Here is a 16,475-nt window from a genome sequence, read left to right on the forward strand (position 1 = left end):
ATATCCCGTTCCGCACGAAAAGTTTCGGAAACGGCATCCGGAGGCGGGAAGTCCGTTGTCGGTGGCGGCTGTTACGTTCTGTGACATGACCGATCAAGCGCTGCGGGCGCTCCGAGAGAACCCCCGCCTGGCCGAACTGGCGGCCTTTCCCTTCGACTTCGATATCCGCCGCGCGGCTCACGGCCATGTGGAGGACGTCCGGCTCGCCTCGGGCGGCCCGCTCGACATAGTGGCGGGGGACGCCACCGGGGGTACGTACTTCGTGTGCGCGGACGGCTCGATGCTGTACGCCGACTCGGAGGGCTCGGCCGGGATCATCGGTTCCAGCGTCGACGAGGCGCTGGAGATCAAGATCGGTCTGGCGGAAGCCGAGGACGACGAGGAGGAGCCCGAGCGGCAGGGTGAACTGGAGCAGGCGCGGGCCGAACTGCGCGCGGCGCTCGGCTTTCCGGACCGTTCTCAGGCGGAGCTCGAAGCCATGCTCCACGCCGCGCTCCTGCGCACCGAGCCCGACTTCGTCCTGCTGAACGACATCGAGCACAACGCCTACCAGCTGCTCGACACCTACCCGCGCCCACCCCTGTGGGAGCTGGTGCTGGCCCGTGGCCGCGCCGACCTCACCCTGCTGCGCGCGGGCGACCGCACGGCGTGGGAGGAGGTCGCCGATGACGCCGTACGGCGCCGACTCGCGCTGCGGGCCGCGCAGTTCCACCGCGCCGAGGGCGACCTGGAGCTGCTGCGGCATCTGCTGCGACACGAGACGCGCTCGTCGATGACGGACGAACTGCGGCTGGCCGCGGTATTGGTGGGGTTGCGCGGGGACGTGGCGGACCTGCCGTTGCTGCACGAGGTGAAGGAGACGGACTTCGACACCGCGTGCGGTCTGGGCGGCATACCGGAGCCCGGGGCGAGCGCGAAGGAGTTGCGGGAGTGGGCGCGAGAGCTCGACGACTCGCTGTTCGGCGCGGACCCCTCGGACGAGCCCGTGAGCACCTGGACCGACCTGGCCCGCGACCAGGGCATGACCGAGCTCGCCCGGGTGACGCTGATCCGCGAACTCGACGAGATCGTCATGGACCAGGGCAGACTCCGCCGCCCCGACGCATCGCGCGCGCTGACCACGGCCCCCTTGCGCGCACTCGCCCGTGATTTCGAGGAACTCGGCGACCTGCCCCAGGCGCTGCGTGCCCAGCGGCTGAACGCCGCGCTTCAGGAGACGGCGTGGGACCGGGTCTCGGCAAGGCACACCCAAGCCCGGCTGGAGCGGGAAGCGGGCCAACTGTCCGACGCCACAAGGGCGCTGGCCGCTGTGCGGGACGCCCTGGCCACCCCCGGTGACGACTCGCTGCGTCACTGGCAGCAGGTGAACCTGGGCCGCTTCATCGCCGAGGAGCACTACCGGCTCACCCGCGCCCTGGCCGACGCGGACCGGTCGAGGGAAGCGCGCGCTCTCCTCGCGTCGGCCGACGCGATACTCGGCGAGCTCTCGGAGAACGCCGCGAAGGGCGTCCGGGAGCTCGCCGAGGTGACGGCGGCGCGGGTGCGGGAGGTCAGCTGAGGACGGGCACGGCGGGCGCACGGTCCGGCAGGAAGCCATGGGAGCGACGGGCCAGGTAGTCGGCCTTGTAGCGGTCCACCTTCCGGTGCCAGTTCAGGATGCCCGCCATCCAGTTCTGCAGGTCGAGCACATAGTTCCGCATGACTTCCCTGCCCTCGTCCGAGAGGCCGAAGTCCTCGTACACGATGGGCAGTTCATGCCTGGCGACATGCTCGAACTGCTGCATGCGCTGGGTCATCAGATCGTGGACGACATTGAGCGCGGTGGGGTAGTCGATGCCGAAGAAGTTCTGTACGACGAGGATCGCGTTGTGGATCTCGCCCTCGTACTCGATCTCCTTCTGGTACGAGAAGACGTCGTTGAGCAGACAGGCGTAGTCGACTGCGGCGTTCTCCAGGGAGCGGACGGGCCCGCTGCGGTACACCTCCGGCGGTACGGCGGGGCCGTGGCCCATCCGGCACAGGCTGAGGGTGAGGTCGGAGCCGAAGGTGGCGCGGCGCATCTCCAGGTAGTCGACCGGGTCGGGGATGCGGTTCTGGAGCTGGTTGGACAGCTCCCACACCCAGCTCTCGGTCATGACGTTCACCGCTTCCTTCAGGGTGCGGCGTCCGTCGGGTGTCATCTCCGCCGTGGTACGGGCCCACAGGTCGGCCAGGCCGCGTTCCATGCCGTTGCCGGGGACCAGCGCCGGCTCACCGTCGACGGGCATGCAGTCCGACAGACGATGGGTGGTGAGCCGGGCGGCGGCCAAGTCGCGGCGGTGGCCGAAGACGAGGGGGTAGTAGTCGTCGCCGTAGGTGCCCCACGCGAGCCACTGGGCGCTGAGGTCGAGGGCCTCGGGTGTGGCGTCGGGGTCCAGGCCCGCCGAGCACAGCGGAAGGTCGTTGGCGGCGAGTTTGTCCTCGTCCCAGACGCCTTCCTGGAGCATGCCCATGCGGTGCATCCACCCGGTCAGGCGCCCCCGGGTGGCGTCCAGGTGCGGGCTGAGCTCGACCGCGAAGGGCATATAGAAGTCGGGGAGCCGGGACGGGCCGACCTTCTGGTAGGGCATGTGCGTGTAGGCGCGCAGTCGCTCGGCGCCGGCCGCCGCCAGCAGCGCGCCGACGTCGGCGGCGGAGGTGCCGCGACCGGTCGGGGTCCGCCAGGGTGTGGTGGGCTCGGCGCGCTCGTTCATGTACCGGCTGGAGCGCATGTGCCATTCATGGCCGCCGGACTGCCAGTCCTGCAGTCCCTGGGTGTACGCGGCGACCGCGGCCACCTCGTCGGGGCCGAGCCCCTTCTCCAGCGCCACGGCGGGGACTTCGGTGAGGGCGGTGTGCTCGAACTGGTGGAGCCGGGAGGTGAGGACGTCGTTGACGGTGTCGGCGGCTTCCTGGGTGGTGCAGCCGAAGAAGGTCTCAAGGACCAGGACGCCGTTGCTGAGTTCGCCCTCGTCCTCGACCTCGCGCTGGTAGGAGAAGAGGTCGTTGCGCAGATGCACGCCGTCGGAGAACGTCTCCATCAGCACCCGGAGCGGCCGCGACTCGGCGACCGACAGGGGGATTTCGGCGGTGGCGTACTCCACGAGGCCCGACGACCAGGGCGCCCCGCCGACCTTGCGGCGCATCTCGATGTACTCGACGGGGTTGGCGACGCGGCCCTCGTTGATGTTGGACAGCTCCCACAGGGACTCGTTGAGGAGGTGCTCGGTCGCCACGGAGAAGCGTCGGCGCCAGTCGGCGGACATCTTGGGCACCGTGCGTGTCCACAGGTCGGCGAGGCCGGCCTCGACCGGGTTCTGCGGCTCGGGCATCGGCGTCGACAGGTCCATCGGCATGAACAGGGGCAGCCGGTCCAGGTAGGCCTTGCCGCCGGCGCGGTCCTGGGTGCGCTTGAAGATCTCCAGGAAGTGGTCGTCGAAGAAGAAGACCCACACGTACCAGTCGGTGATCAGGGAGAGCGCGGGGCCGTCGCATTCGGGGTGGGTGTAGGCGCAGAGCAGGCCGTAGTCGTGGGCTTCGAGGTCGGCCTGCTCCCAGATCCCGGACCCCTCCAGCATGCCCATCCGGCGCGCCCACGCGGTCGAGTGGGCGCGGGCCTCGTCGACATGGGGGTTCAGCCGCGAGGGATACGGCATGTAGAAGTGCGGGAGTTCGAAGGGCTGCTGCGTCATGGCCGGGCCCTACCCGCGGCCTTCAACGGGCATCCGCCGCGCGGGACATGATCACACCATCGCGTGAATCATGGGTGAATCCGGGAGTTCTCGCCGGGCCTTGTGGCGTTCATCTCTACGCGCGCAGACTTCTCGAGCTCGATGTGTCCCCGTGTCCCGTGTCCCCTCCCGCACCGGAGTCGCGATGAACCACACCGGATCCTTCTCCCGCCGCACCGCGCTGGCCTCCCTCGCGGGGGCGGCGCTGGCCACGACCGCGGCGTTCCCGGCCTCGGCGACCGAGCGGCACGACCGCCGGTCCGTCCGGTTCGCCACCTTCAACGCCTCCCTGAACCGCGCCACGCAGGGCGCGCTGATCACCGATCTGTCCACGCCGGACAACGCCCAGGCGCGCAATGTCGCCGAGACCATCCAGCGGGTCGACCCGGACGTCCTGCTCATCAACGAGTTCGACTACGACGAGCAGGGCGGAGCGGTCCGCCTGTTCCTGCGCAACTACCTGGCCGTGGGGCAGCGCGGCGCCAAGCCGGTCCACTTCCCGTACCACTTCACCGGTCCGGTGAACACGGGCGTCGCCACCGGCGTGGACCTCGACGGCAAGAACGGCGCGGTCACCACGCCCGGTTCGGACGCGTACGGTCAGGACGCGTACGGGTACGGCTGGTTCCCGGGGCAGTACGGCATGGTCGTCCTGTCGAAGTTCCCGATCGACACGCGCGCGGTGCGCACCTTCCAGCGCTTCCTGTGGAAGGACATGCCGGGCCACCTCATGCCGCCGGGTTACTACAGCGACGAGGCCCGTGCGATCCTGCGGCTGTCGTCGAAGAGTCACTGGGACGTGCCGGTGTGCATCGGGCACGACACCGTGCACTTCCTGGCCTCGCATCCGACGCCGCCCACTTTCGACGGCACCGAGGACCGTAACGGGCGGCGCAATCACGACGAGATCCGGCTGTGGGCCGACTATGTCGGTGGGCGTCGGCGCAGTTCCTATCTGTACGACGACAAGGGGCGGCGCGGGGGGCTGCGGGCCGGGGCGCGGTTCGTGATCGCGGGTGACAACAATGCCGACCCGTACGACGGCGACAGCTACGACCACGCCATCCTGCAGCTGCTCGACCACCCGGCGGTGCGGGTGCCGGCCGCTCCTCCGGCCAGTGCGGGGGGTGTGGAGGCCGCGCGGCTTCAAGGCGGCGCCAATGCCTCGCATCTCGGGGATCCGGCGTACGACACATCCGACTTCGGTGACCGCGCGCCCGGGAATCTGCGGGTCGACTATGTGCTGCCGTCCAGGGGACTGATACCGGGTGGGAACGGTGTCTTCTGGCCGACGTCGGACGATCCGCTGTACCGGCTGGTGGGTGACGGGACGACCGTGCCGACGTCGGATCACCGGATGCTGTGGCAGGACGTGCGGGTGAGCTGACGGGCCCCGGGGGGCAGCACGGGGTTTCTCGCCCCGCCGCCCCTACCCGTCCCATCGGCCCCGAAAGGGCCTCGTCCTCAAACGCCGGACGGGCTGAGATGCTGTCGGTCTTCACCGGTATACGTCACCTTGGTCACATGACCTCCTCCACCCACCCGCACCGGCTCGACAGCGACGGCAACAGCGAGCAGGCGTGACCGGGCGCCCGGGGATCCACGTCGCTCCCCCCGTCCCTGACGTCTTCGACCCCCGGCGGTACGCCACCGGCGTGCCCTACGCCGCCTACCGCGTCCTGCGCGACCACCACCCGGTCGTCCGGCAGGACGAGCACGAGGTGCTGGGCTGGCCGGCCGGGCCCGGATTCTGGGCGGTGACCCGGCACGCGGATGTCGTGCGGGTGCTCAAGGACTCGGCGACGTACTCCTCGCACCTCGGCGCGACCCAGATCCGCGATCCCGATCCGGAGGACCTGCCGTTCATCCGGCGCATGATGCTCAATCAGGATCCGCCGGGGCATGGCCGTTTGCGGCGACTGGTCAGCCGGGCCTTCACGCCCGGCCGCATCGACCGTTTCGCCAGGGTGGCGGAGGGGCGAGCCCGTACGCTCCTGGCCCAGGCCCGGGACACGGCCCGCGCGGCGCACGGCACCGTGGACCTGGTCACGGCGGTGACCGACGACTACGCCCTGCTCAACCTCGCCGACCTGCTCGGTGTGCCGGAGGCCGACCGCGAGCTGCTGCTGCACTGGACGCAGCGGGTCATCGGCTACCAGGACCCGGACGAGGCGGGTCCGCAGGTGCGGGACGCTCAGGGCAGGCCGGTCAATCCGCGGTCGCCCGCGATGCTCCGGGACATGTTCGACTACGCCCGCCATCTCGCCGAACACAAACGGCGGTTCCCGGGATCGGACGTGATGACCACCCTCGCCCATGACTCCGAACTCGCCGGACCCGAACTGGAGATGTTCTTCTTCCTGCTCACCGTCGCGGGCAACGACACCGTCCGCAGCGCCGCGCCGGGCGGGCTCCTCGCCCTCGCCGAGCATCCGGAGGCGTACGCGCACCTCCGCGAAGGGCGCGTGGAACTCACAGGCGCCGTCGATGAGTTGCTGCGCTGGCACCCGCCGGTGCTCACCTTCCGCCGCACCGCGGCAAAGGACACCGAGCTGGCCGGGCGGCGCATCCACGCGGGCGACAAGGTGGTCGTCTTCCACGCCTCCGCCAACCGCGACGAACGGGTCTTCGCCGACCCGGACCGGCTGGACCTGTCCCGCGCACCCAACCCGCATGTGTCCTTCGGGGACGGCCCGCATGTCTGCCTGGGCGCGCACTTCGCGCGACTCCAGCTGCGGGTCCTCTATCGGGAGACCCTGCGGGCACTGCCCGTACTGCGCCCGGCGGGGCCGCCGAAGCGGCTGGTGTCGAACTTCATCAACGGACTCAAGTCACTGCCGATGCACGTCACTTGAGCCGGGAGTGCCTCAGGTCCGCACCTGGATCAGCGCATGCGTCCCACCGGTTCGCCACTTCTGGCCCTCCGCCGCCACCAGCGCCGCCTCGGTGCGGGCGTCCAGGCCGGTGATGACGTCGGACTTCAGGGTGCGCAGCGCGGCGACCGGGCCGGGGAAGTGGGCGGTGACGTCGGTGAACGGTGTGGTCGGCGGCCAGAGCCGGTCGCCGACGAGGCGGCGGTAGTTGAGGTCGCCCTTGACGACGGTGAGGGTGGCGGCGGCCAGCTCCTCGCGGAGGTCGGCGGGCATCGCCGCGAAGGGTAGTGGCCCGCCGGAGAAGGGGTGGGCGCGGACGGTGAGGCGGCCGTCCGTCATCGCCGACCAGAGAGTGCGGCCGTAGGTCGCGGCCGCGCCCGGTGCCGTGGTCAGCCGGCGCAGGGCGTCGAGCACATCGGCGTGTGTGGCGTCGGAGACGTAGTAGGGATACGGCTTGATGTGCAGGACGGCCCGCCCGATCCGCCCCTGGGTGAGGAGGTGGGCGATGAGGAGCAGGTCGGGGACGAGTTCACGGCCGGCGTTGTCGGCGATGAGGCACAGGGTGGCCGCGCCGGTGGGCGGGAGCAGGGACCAGAGGGTCTCACTGTCGTCGGCGACCAACGGCGGGGTGTCCGAGGCGGTCTCGTCGTGCTCGGCCGACAGCCGGAAGCCGAGGTCGGCGCGATTGCCCCACAGCGAACCGTGCAGCAGCGCCCGGTCCTGTTCGTCGGCCGGCCGGTTCGCGAGGTCGTCGAGGGCGGACAGCTCCTCGTCCGTCTCCGGGGCGTCGAGTTCGGCCAGCTTGGACGGGCGGAAGGGGTCGATGCCCTGCCAGGGGCCGGGGGTGAAGTAGCCGACGGTTTCGAGGAGTTGGCGGTAGAAGTAGCTCTCCGACCACAGCCACGGTACGTCGAACCACGACCGGCCGGTGTACGCCTCGGCGCCCCACTCCGTCCAGCGGTCCGCGTCGTGCGCGTCGGCGGGGAGCGGCTCGATCACGCCCTCGGCGCAGCTCGCGAGGAGCGCGTCCAGGGCGCGCTGCCGCTCGGGGCCGTACGGGAAGGATTCCCGTACCTGCCGGATGATCGCGGGATGCCGTTCGGCGAGCACGCTGTGCGGGAACGAGCCGGGTTCGTTCCCGAGGAGCACGGGCGCGGGCGGGATGTCGGACCTCTCGGGCATGGGCCTCACCGTACCGCCCGCGTCATACGGCTTTGATCTCCCGCTCCAGCTGTGTCGCGAGGGCGAGATAGCGGGCCCGGCGGGGCACCGGGACCAGGCCACGGATCATGATGTGCCACATCTCGGCCACTCTGCGGGGCTGGCGCGCGACGGGTTCGAGGGAGCGGCCGACGACGCGGGTGCCGACGTAGAAGCAGACCAGGGCGTGCGCCGCGGCCTCGGCGTCGACGTCCGGGTGGATGTCGGACTCCTTGGCGGCGGTGTGGAGTCTGCGCGTGGCGATGTCCAGCAGCTCGGTGAAGGGGTGCCGCAGGGGCGGCCGTATCACCACCGACCCGGTGGCCAGGCGCAGGCCGGCCCGGGTGATCGGGCCCTCGACGGCGAGGCGTGTGATGCCGAACGTCGTGCGTATCAACGCCTCCAGCGAGGTGTGGCCCCGGGCGTCCATCTCGCTCGCCATCTGCCGGGACGCCCTGGACTGCAGCTCCATGATCGCTTGGGCGAGGTCCTCCTTCGCGGCGAAGTGGAAGTACAGCGCGCCCTTGGTGACCTGGGCGTGCTCGACGATGTCGCTGAGGCTGGTCGACTCATAGCCGTGACGGTCGAACAACTCGGCGGCGGCCGTGAGGATCGTGGTGCGGGTGTGTTCCGCGCGTAACTGCCTCGCCATCGGCTGGACTCTCCTGGGACCGGGAAAAGAACGGGTCATGCCGTTTGTTTCTTACTCCCTGTACACGATAACTCACCCGGCCACGGTGACCACCCCGCACTCGAAGACCGTCGACTCTCCCTGCTGTCCCACGACTTGTACGTCGGCTCCGTTCGCACCCGGTTTGTCGACCGTCTCTATCCAGGCGGGCAGGTCGAGTTCGGTGTACCGGTGGAAGACGGCGTGGAAGGAGACGGGTGTTCGCCGGCCGTTCCCCGTCCGGGCGCGCACGGCCTGGCGGGTGGCTTCCAGCAGCAGCATGCCGGGCACATGGTCGAGCGGGTGATCGAAGAAAACGGCATGTGCGGTATCGACTCGCAGCCGCCAGCGGTCGGAGTGGCCGGTTGGGCTGAGGACCACGTCCGCGGGCAGGGCGCGGTCCACGACGGCGGGCGGCAGACCGGGCGGAACCGGCAGCGCGCACACGGAGTCGGCGGTCCGGCCGCCGCGCAGCCGGCGGTAGACGGCCGCGTTGGTCCAGGTGACGGTGAGGTGCGCGGTCGCGACGCGCTCGCCGCCGAGCCGTACGTCGGCCTCGTAGCGGAATCCGGCCGGGCGGCCGCCGCGGTGGTCGAGGTCGGTGACGGTGAGGTGCAGTACCGGTTCGGCCGGTGCCGCACCGACGGCCAACCGCCCGGGACGCGTGTTGATTGCGAGCTCCCTGAGCACGAACTGGTGGCCCAGCGGGACCTCGTAGGCGGTGTGCGCGAGAAGTGCGCCGGCCTGGCGGACGGTTTCCGCGACGAGGAGCGGTTCGTACGTCGAACGGTCGGGCGACACGTGTAACTGATGGGCGCGCGGCCACTCGGCAAAGGCCGTGAACTGGTGGGTGTCGGTGCTGGTCACACCCGTGAGAAACGTTTCCGCCACCGAGGCTCGGTGCACCAGTTGGCGCGGTACGGTGGCCGTCAGGTCCGGTGACGCCTCGGGGGTTTCGGCGAGCGGGATCGTGGCGGGCCGCCGCGGATCAGACATGTCCCCTCCTCGGGTCCCCCGTATGTGCGCTGCCAGACGGCGAGATGTGCGCTGACAGACGGCGAGTGCCCGTGCCGCGAGCGTTAGAGTACGAGCCGACCGGTTTGTTTTCAATGCGGCTTCGAGGGTCGCTCGGCCATGGCCGGAACCGCTCCGGCGCACGCGGGCGCACGGATCGACTCGGCGGGGCCGGAAGTACGGAGGGGCTGTTATGGCGAGGCAGGAGCGCGCCATCAGAACGCGGAAGGTGATCCTGGAGGCCGCGGGCGCGGTCTTCGACGAGCACGGATACACCTCGACCACCATCGCGATGGTCCTGGAGCGCGCCGACGTGACCAAGGGCGCCCTCTACTTCCACTTCCCCTCGAAGGAATCCCTCGCCCAGGCCGTGCTGGACGAGCAGTTGCCGCTCGGCGCCGTGCCGCCGCAGCCGTGCAAGCTCCAGGAACTCGTCGACGTCACCTTTGTGTTCGGACAGCGGCTGCTCACCAACACCCTGCTCAAGGGCAGCGTGCGGCTTGCGGTGGACCAGTGCGCGCCGGCCGGCGTGGACCACTCCGGACCGTTCCGGCAGTGGGCGGACCATCTGGTCGGGGTGCTCGAACAGGCCCGCGACCAGGGCGAGTTACTGCCCACCGTAGAGCCGCGGCAGACGGTGGAGCTGCTGGTCGGCGCCTTCGCCGGTGTCCAGCTGATGTCCAGGGCGCTGACCGACCGGAGCGATCTGGCGGAGCGGATCTCGGTCCTGTGGGGGCACCTGCTGCCGAGCATCGCGGTGCCCGCACTGCTCACCGGCATCGACCGCGAACCCGACCGAGGAGTACGCGTGCTGGCGGCCATCGAGGAAGCCGGCATCGACCAGGCCGACCTGAATCTGTGCCTACGCTGAGTGAACGAGGACCGACCGGAGTGACGGTTTCCGCCACTCCGGTCGGTGATCGCAACGAACGGCGGGCCGGCCGATGCCCCATCCGCATCGGCCGGCCCGCCCGCTTGTGTCAGCCGCACTCACAAGGTCGGCCCAGAAGGTCGGCCCAGAAGGTCGGCCCAGAAGGTCGGCCCAGAAGGTCGGCTCAGAAGGTCAGCTTCCAGCTGTTGAGCCGGCCCGTGTCCTGTGCCGCCACGTCCTGGACACGCAGCTTCCAGGTGCCGTTGGCGGTCTCGCTGGAGGCGTTCACCGTGTAGGTGGCGCTGACGTTGTCCGCGGAGTCCGAGGAGCTGGCGGACTTCAGGCGGTACGTCGAGCCGTCCGGGGCGACCAGATCGATCACCAGGTCACCGCGGTAGGTGTGGGTGATGTCCACGCCGACCTGAAGGGCCGAGGGGGCGCTGCCCGTGCGGCCGCTGACGGTGATCGGGGACTCGATCGCGGAGCCGTTGTCCGGGATGGAGACCGCGGTGGTGCTGGTGAAGGTGGTGCCCCCCGTGGAGCCGCCGGAGCTGCCGCTCACCGCCTGCACCGTCTTGGCCGCGTCCGCGAGGCCCGCACCGCAGCCACCCGAGCAAGTACCGGGAAGAGCACGCGAGTTGGTCTTGATCGCGGACTCGATCTGGGCCGGCGTCAGCGTCGCGTTGGCCGACTTCATCAACGCGGCCAGGCCCGCGATGTGCGGGGCGGCCATGCTGGTGCCCTGGTAGTACTCGTAGCTCTCGGCGGACGGGCCCTGCGCGCCGGAGTTCAGCGTGGACAGGATGCCGTTGGCCGTGACGGAGTTGGTCTCGCCGCCCGGAGCGGCGATGTCGACGACCGTTCCGTAGTTGGAGTAGTAGGAGCGGTTCCCCTGGCGGTCGGTGGCCGCCACGCTGATGACGTTGTTGCAGCTGGCCGGCGAGTAGTTGGCCGCGTTGGCGTTGCTGTTGCCCGCCGCGACGACGACCGCGGTGCCACGGTTCACGGCGGCGTTGATCGCGCTCTGGGTCGCGGTGGAGCACGTTCCGCCGCCGCCCAGGCTCATGTTGATGACCTTGGCGACGTTGGCGTTCGCCGGGACACCGGAGACCGTACCGCCGGACGCCCAGGTGATGGCGTCGATGATGTCGGAGTCGTAGCCGCCGCACTTGCCGAGCACCCGTAGCGGGGAGACCTTCGCACCGTACGCGATGCCCGCGACACCCTTGCCGTTGTTGGTGACGGCGGCGATGGTGCCCGCGACGTGAGTGCCGTGCCAGGAGGAGTCGTACGCCGGGTCGCCCGCCTGGCACTCGCCCGCGGCGGTCCAGTCGCCCGGGTCGGCCGGGTCGCTGTCGCGGCCGTTGCCGTCGCCCGCCACGGCGGCGTCGGAGATGAAGTCGTAGCCCCCGACGATGTTGGCGCCGACATCGGAGTGGCTGACGTAGCCGGTGTCGATGACGGCGACCGTCACCCCGCTGCCGGTGGCGACGTCCCAGGCGCCCGGCACGTTCATGCCCGCGGTGGTCTCGAAGAGGTCCCACTGCTTGGTGTACTCGGTGTCGTTGGGGGTGGCCAGCGGCTTGTTCAGCCGGTCCGGTACGACGTAGGCGACCTGCGGGTCCGCCTGGTACTCGGCGACCACGTCGGCGACGTCCGTCCTGGTGAGGTTCGCGCCGAGGTCGACGAGGGCGGCGCCGGAGCCGAGGCGGCGCTGGAAGTCGAGGTCCTCGCCGGCCTCCTTGCCCTTGGCGGCGGCGTCGGCCTCGGCGGCCTTGTTCGACTTGGCCTCGGCGGCGCCGGACTTGTAGCCGACGATGAGTCGCTCGGCCGGGGTGCCGGGTGCGGTCTCGGCCTGTGCCGCGGGTACTGCGGCTTCCTGGGAAGCGGGTTCCTGGGCCACGGCGACGGTGGTGGCGGCCGTGAACAGCGCGGCGGAGACCGCGGCGACGGATATCAGCTTCCGTCTGAGGGGTGTGGAGGTACGCATGGGGAGTGCCTTTCGTGGCCGGCCGTACTCCGGGCAGCGCGGAGCGGCGGACGTCTTCGCTTCGTCCTCGAAGCGGCGGGGGGTGTTTCGAAAGTGCGGGGGCACGGTGGCCGGCCTGGCGCGCGCGCCGACCCGTTCGGGGTTACCTGTGGGTCGGCTGTGGTCGAACGATAGGCAAAGAGAAGGTCATCGGGATACAGGGGAAACCCTCGATCCGGCCGGAAACCCACCCTCTACGTCGGATGGTTGACCGGTAATGACGGGCTCTGCCCGGTTCGTCACGCAGTGAACGCGCCGGGCCTCTCCCCCGTACTGGACGAGGACCCTTCCCCTGCCGGCCGAGGAGACGTTCCGGATGTCCCGGATGCCCTGGATGAGATCGCACCGCTCCGCCCTGGCGGCCGCCGCCGTCACGCCGTTGCTGCTCACGATGTGGGCGGCCGGCCCGGCCCGTGCGCACGGTGCGCCGACGGATCCGGTGAGCAGGGTGTACGCCTGCTCGCCCGACGGCGGCAGCGCTTCGAGGTCGGCGGCGTGCCGGGCCGCGGTCGCCTCGAACGGCGCGCCCTTCACTGCCTGGGACAATCTGCGGATCGCGAACGTGAACGGCCGGGACCGGCAGGTCGTGCCAGACGGCCGGCTGTGCAGCGGCGGACTGCCCGCCTACCGGGGCCTCGACCTCGCCCGCGCCGACTGGCCGTCGACCCGGCTGACCCCGGGCGCCGCCCTGACCATGCGGTACGTCTCGACGATCCCGCACACCGGCACGTTCCGGCTCTACCTCACCAAGCCGGGCTACGACCCGACGAAGCCGCTCACCTGGTCCGCCCTCCCGGAACGGCCGTTCGCGGAGGTGCGGGACCCGGCGCTGACGGACGGGGCGTACCGGATCAGGGCGACGCTGCCGTCCGATCGCTCCGGTCGGCATGTGCTGTTCACGATCTGGCAGAACAGCAGCACGCCGGACACGTACTACTCGTGCTCGGACGTGGTGTTCCCGGGAGGCGGGAGCTCCCGGAGCGCCGGCGGCGGGAGCACGACGTCCGCGCCGCCGAACGAGGATCGCGGCAACGGCCGTACGACCACCGGTCCTACGCCGACCGACGAGCCGCGGGCGAGCGAGCAGCGTACGACCACCTCGCCCACACCGTCCTCGCCGGCCGGCGCCGAGACCCCGCGCACCCAGGGCGACAGCACCCCGGTGGCAGCCACCGGCGCCGCCGGCACGGGACCGTCGACGCCGTTGCTCGCGGGCGGCGCCGCCGCGGTGCTGCTGCTCACCGGGGGCGCCGCCCTGGTCCTGCGGTTGCGTCGGAGGTGAACTCCGACGCGCCGGGCGTCAGTTGACGTAGACCGCCTCGCCGCTGCCTGTCACCGGGGCGTACTTGGCGGTGAAGTAGCCGTTGGCGAAGCAGAGGGACGAGCCGGAGACCTTGGTGAACTGCGCGGCGGCGAAGTTGATGGTGTTGTCGTCGTTGTTCGCCGTGCCGGCCAGGCTGGGGGCCTGGTAGACGCAGTTGATACTGCCCAGCAGGGTCCGCAGCACGACCGTCGTCTGGATGGTGGAGCCCGCGGCCGGGGTGACGGTGACGGTGCCGTCCGAGGACACGGCGGCGCTGTACGGCAGGTTGTTGACCGTGATGCCGGTGACGCCGAGCACGCCGACCACGTTGGTGGTGCAGCTGGCGGCGTCGAAGGTGTGCGCGGAGACCGACTCCGTCGCGGTCCCGGGCGCGCCGGGGTTGTCCGTCACGGTGGCCGTGAACTGCGATGACTTGCAGGAGATGCCGCTCGTACCGGTCGCGCTGGAGTAGAACGTGGCGGTGGTGCCGCTCGCCAGCGGCGCGGTGAGGACCTCGCCTGCCGCGACGGCCGTACCGCCGACGGAGCCGGTGGTGAGGACGGCACCGTCGGCCGCGGACGCCGGGGCGGCCATGGGGAGTGTGAGGGCGGCGACGGTGCCGGCGAGGGTGAGGAGGGTGCGTGTACGCATGCGGGTGTACCTCGTCTTTCGTTGCGGGGGTGACCCTGAGGGCCCGAGGGCTCAGGGAGTTCAGGGGGTGAGAGTGGGGGGCGCGCGAGTCGGTGTGCGCCGTTGTCGGTCCGTGACGCCTTCTCCGTACGACACGGACCGGCAACGGCAGCCCGGCCGGTGGCCGGCCGGAGACCGTGGGAAGGGCTCCGGCCGGGCCGAGCGGGGGGCGGTCGGCACGGACCGAGGGGGGAAACGGCCGTGCCTGCGCCGTGGAGTGATCTCGCGAAAGGGAAACGTGAAGGGCATCAAGGCCGGGAACGCGGGCAGAGGCCACGCGGCGGCGGATCCGGCGCCACGGATCCAGAGGGGAACCAGGGAGAGTTGTAGACCTGAGGGGCAGTCAACGTCAAGGCGTCACAAGGGAGTTGATGATGCGGGGGCAAGATTTCGAGGTCCTTGGATGTCCATGACCCACAGGTGACACACAACCGACACCCTTTTTACACAACCATCTTGACCCTCGGGTGTAACCACCGGTAACTTCCGGGCTCGGCTACTGCGGAGTACGAGAAAGCCCTTGCACCCGCCGGGAGTTGCGAGGAGACGTGCGCCGTGGGCGCTGTCCGCGCCAGGACAACGTGCCGCTGATGCCCTACCCGCATTTTTTCTGCACCTGGGAGCAGTCATGGCCTCGTCCCCGGACATCACCCCGTCCGCCGGCAACATCCCCGACAACCCGGAAAGCGTTTCCGCGCCCAAAGCGTCCGAAGCGCCCGAAGCATCCGAAACCCCCGACGGTCCCGCGAGACGCGGTCGGGTCCGAGCACGTCGCGCCGCCGTGATGGCGGTACCGGCCACCTTGGTCGCCGGCGCCCTCGCGGTACTGACCGCCGAGGGGGCGCTGGGTGTGCAGTTCGCCATCTCCGGCATGCCCTTCACGGTCACCGCGACCGAGCTCAACGGCACCGGCTTCGAGCAGTTCGGCGGCCTCGACAGCATGGCACCGGGCAGCCCCAACGAGGGGGACACCGGCGGCCAGGTGCTGATCGTCACGTCCGCGATCAAGAAGGCCAAGCTCACCAAGCTGTGTCAGAGCGTCGACCTCGGCGGCACGAATCTGCTGATCACCGCGGGCGGCGGGGCGAAGAAGGTGATCGCGAGAGATCTGACCACCGACTCGACCGAGCTGTCCGGTGACGCGGTGTTCGGCAACATCGAGATCGGCAACGACGCGAGCACGCTGACCAAGGCCGGGGTGAAGGGGCCGATCGGTGTCTTCAGCCAGCAGGCTGACACCGTGCGCATCGCCAATCTTCGGCAGACCAACTACGCGACGACCGCCGGGGTGTTCAAGCTCCCCGGGCTGAAACTCCGGTTCAGCAGCACGGGTTGCTGATGAGCGGCCTGGATGGATCCCGGTCGGCCTTCCGTCGCTGGCGGGCCGACCGGCCGTTCTGGGGCGGGCTGCTGCTCGCGCTGGGCGGGGCGTGGATTCTGCTCACGATGAAGGCCTCACTGAAGGTCATTCTGCACGTCGGTATGCAGGGGCTGGCCGGGTATCTGCTGCCGGCGCTGATGCTGCTGCTCGGGTTGCTGGTCCTGTTCAATCCGACGCAGCGGCTCTTCTACTCGATCACCGGTGTGCTGGTCTCGTTGGGGACCTGGCTCACGTCGAATCTCGGTGGGTTCTTCGTGGGGTTGCTGCTCGGTGTGGTCGGGAGTTGTCTCGCGTTCGGGTGGCTGCCGGATCAGGAGCCACGGCGTCGTCGGCGGGAGCGGAGGAAGGAAGCCGCGACAGCGCGGTAGGTGTGTTGTCCGGGCAGATGCCCGTCGGCAGCTACCTGGAGGAAACACGCGGCGCGGGGCATCTCAATGCGGTTGCGCACCATGGGTGCGGCCGAGGGGTTTTCACCGGTCTGGACCTCGTCGAGTCGACGTGGTTTGCGAGCGCAAGCGGTGTGGGTGGGCCGGGTTCCGGTCCGCCCTCCCGCCAGCGGTTCATCACGATGTGGCAGCGACAACTCACCCCTTGTGGTTGCACACTTGACTGCCGATGGTCACACGCGATTGGCTCCGCCAGAGCGAGAGTGCACCAGCTCGGCGAACTCCCCCGTTCGGCACCGGCCGTGCTCT

13 protein-coding genes are annotated in these 16,475 nt (G+C 70.1%); 7 read left to right on the forward strand and 6 right to left on the reverse strand.

Going from position 1 to position 16,475, the window contains the following annotated elements:
* Positions 1–85: 85 nt before the first annotated feature.
* Entirely contained in the window at positions 86–1,558 is a 1,473-nt protein-coding gene (locus ACZ7NC_RS18895; protein ID WP_471489628.1) for a hypothetical protein, read from the forward strand.
* On the opposite strand, the gene cyc2 is transcribed toward ACZ7NC_RS18895, so the two are convergent.
* Positions 1,551–3,710: a germacradienol/geosmin synthase Cyc2 gene (gene cyc2, locus ACZ7NC_RS18900; protein ID WP_471489629.1), complete on the reverse strand. Its 2,160-nt coding sequence runs from the start codon at positions 3,708–3,710 to the stop codon at positions 1,551–1,553. The two genes, ACZ7NC_RS18895 and cyc2, sit on opposite strands and share 8 nt — an antisense overlap.
* Positions 3,711–3,894: 184 nt before the next feature.
* On the opposite strand from cyc2, the gene ACZ7NC_RS18905 reads away from it, so the two are divergent.
* Positions 3,895–5,136 carry an endonuclease/exonuclease/phosphatase family protein gene (locus ACZ7NC_RS18905; RefSeq protein ID WP_471489631.1) on the forward strand — a complete coding sequence of 414 codons (1,242 nt, stop codon included), beginning with the start codon at positions 3,895–3,897 and terminating at the stop codon, positions 5,134–5,136.
* A gap of 193 nt (positions 5,137–5,329) precedes the next feature.
* Positions 5,330–6,604 (forward strand): cytochrome P450, encoded by a 1,275-nt coding sequence (locus ACZ7NC_RS18910; RefSeq protein ID WP_471489633.1) that lies wholly within the window; start codon positions 5,330–5,332, stop codon positions 6,602–6,604.
* A gap of 12 nt (positions 6,605–6,616) precedes the next feature.
* On the opposite strand, the gene ACZ7NC_RS18915 is transcribed toward ACZ7NC_RS18910, so the two are convergent.
* From ACZ7NC_RS18915 to ACZ7NC_RS18925, 3 genes are all read right to left on the reverse strand, one after another.
* Entirely contained in the window at positions 6,617–7,804 is a 1,188-nt protein-coding gene (locus tag ACZ7NC_RS18915; protein ID WP_471489635.1) for a damage-control phosphatase ARMT1 family protein, read from the reverse strand.
* 22 nt (positions 7,805–7,826) lie between these two features.
* The gene (locus tag ACZ7NC_RS18920; protein WP_471489637.1) at positions 7,827–8,474 is read right to left on the reverse strand and encodes a ScbR family autoregulator-binding transcription factor; all 648 of its coding nucleotides are present in this window, start codon (positions 8,472–8,474) and stop codon (positions 7,827–7,829) included.
* Between the two features lie 72 nt (positions 8,475–8,546).
* A complete protein-coding gene (locus tag ACZ7NC_RS18925) occupies positions 8,547–9,488 on the reverse strand; it encodes a ScbA/BarX family gamma-butyrolactone biosynthesis protein (protein ID WP_471489639.1) in 942 nt (313 codons plus the stop codon).
* 211 nt (positions 9,489–9,699) lie between these two features.
* Here ACZ7NC_RS18925 and ACZ7NC_RS18930 point away from each other — a divergent pair, with 211 nt between their 5' ends.
* Complete coding sequence (locus tag ACZ7NC_RS18930; protein ID WP_471489641.1) at positions 9,700–10,377, forward strand: ScbR family autoregulator-binding transcription factor; 678 nt, start codon at positions 9,700–9,702, stop codon at positions 10,375–10,377.
* Between the two features lie 184 nt (positions 10,378–10,561).
* Here ACZ7NC_RS18930 and ACZ7NC_RS18935 read toward each other — a convergent pair whose 3' ends face one another.
* Positions 10,562–12,367, reverse strand: coding sequence for a S8 family peptidase (locus ACZ7NC_RS18935; RefSeq protein ID WP_471489643.1), 1,806 nt, complete (start codon positions 12,365–12,367; stop codon positions 10,562–10,564).
* A gap of 364 nt (positions 12,368–12,731) precedes the next feature.
* Between ACZ7NC_RS18935 and ACZ7NC_RS18940 the strand changes: the two genes are divergently transcribed.
* Complete coding sequence (locus ACZ7NC_RS18940) at positions 12,732–13,688, forward strand: lytic polysaccharide monooxygenase auxiliary activity family 9 protein (RefSeq protein ID WP_471489723.1); 957 nt, start codon at positions 12,732–12,734, stop codon at positions 13,686–13,688.
* Positions 13,689–13,706: 18 nt separating this feature from the next.
* Here ACZ7NC_RS18940 and ACZ7NC_RS18945 read toward each other — a convergent pair whose 3' ends face one another.
* Complete coding sequence (locus ACZ7NC_RS18945) at positions 13,707–14,360, reverse strand: Tat pathway signal sequence domain protein (protein ID WP_471489645.1); 654 nt, start codon at positions 14,358–14,360, stop codon at positions 13,707–13,709.
* A gap of 667 nt (positions 14,361–15,027) precedes the next feature.
* Between ACZ7NC_RS18945 and ACZ7NC_RS18950 the strand changes: the two genes are divergently transcribed.
* Both ACZ7NC_RS18950 and ACZ7NC_RS18955 read left to right on the forward strand, forming a co-directional pair.
* Positions 15,028–15,738, forward strand: a complete 711-nt coding sequence (locus ACZ7NC_RS18950) for a DUF6230 family protein (RefSeq protein ID WP_471489647.1) — start codon at positions 15,028–15,030, stop codon at positions 15,736–15,738.
* Positions 15,738–16,148, forward strand: a complete 411-nt coding sequence (locus tag ACZ7NC_RS18955; RefSeq protein ID WP_471489649.1) for a DUF6114 domain-containing protein — start codon at positions 15,738–15,740, stop codon at positions 16,146–16,148. Before ACZ7NC_RS18950 ends, ACZ7NC_RS18955 begins: the two co-directional genes overlap by 1 nt.
* Positions 16,149–16,475: the final 327 nt, after the last annotated feature.

This window comes from Streptomyces sp. NPDC111802 (genome assembly GCF_055634335.1).

Excerpts from the sequence above, each read along its gene's own strand:
- ACZ7NC_RS18895 (WP_471489628.1), top strand. The coding sequence starts at position 86 with ATGACCGATCAAGCGCTGCGGGCGCTCCGAGAGAACCCCCGCCTGGCC.
- ACZ7NC_RS18945 (WP_471489645.1), bottom strand. The coding sequence starts at position 14,360 with ATGCGTACACGCACCCTCCTCACCCTCGCCGGCACCGTCGCCGCCCTC.
- cyc2 (WP_471489629.1), bottom strand. The coding sequence starts at position 3,710 with ATGACGCAGCAGCCCTTCGAACTCCCGCACTTCTACATGCCGTATCCC.
- ACZ7NC_RS18930 (WP_471489641.1), top strand. The coding sequence starts at position 9,700 with ATGGCGAGGCAGGAGCGCGCCATCAGAACGCGGAAGGTGATCCTGGAG.
- ACZ7NC_RS18915 (WP_471489635.1), bottom strand. The coding sequence starts at position 7,804 with ATGCCCGAGAGGTCCGACATCCCGCCCGCGCCCGTGCTCCTCGGGAAC.
- ACZ7NC_RS18955 (WP_471489649.1), top strand. The coding sequence starts at position 15,738 with ATGAGCGGCCTGGATGGATCCCGGTCGGCCTTCCGTCGCTGGCGGGCC.
- ACZ7NC_RS18920 (WP_471489637.1), bottom strand. The coding sequence starts at position 8,474 with ATGGCGAGGCAGTTACGCGCGGAACACACCCGCACCACGATCCTCACG.
- ACZ7NC_RS18925 (WP_471489639.1), bottom strand. The coding sequence starts at position 9,488 with ATGTCTGATCCGCGGCGGCCCGCCACGATCCCGCTCGCCGAAACCCCC.
- ACZ7NC_RS18940 (WP_471489723.1), top strand. The coding sequence starts at position 12,732 with ATGCCCTGGATGAGATCGCACCGCTCCGCCCTGGCGGCCGCCGCCGTC.
- ACZ7NC_RS18950 (WP_471489647.1), top strand. The coding sequence starts at position 15,028 with ATGGCCTCGTCCCCGGACATCACCCCGTCCGCCGGCAACATCCCCGAC.
- ACZ7NC_RS18935 (WP_471489643.1), bottom strand. The coding sequence starts at position 12,367 with ATGCGTACCTCCACACCCCTCAGACGGAAGCTGATATCCGTCGCCGCG.
- ACZ7NC_RS18905 (WP_471489631.1), top strand. The coding sequence starts at position 3,895 with ATGAACCACACCGGATCCTTCTCCCGCCGCACCGCGCTGGCCTCCCTC.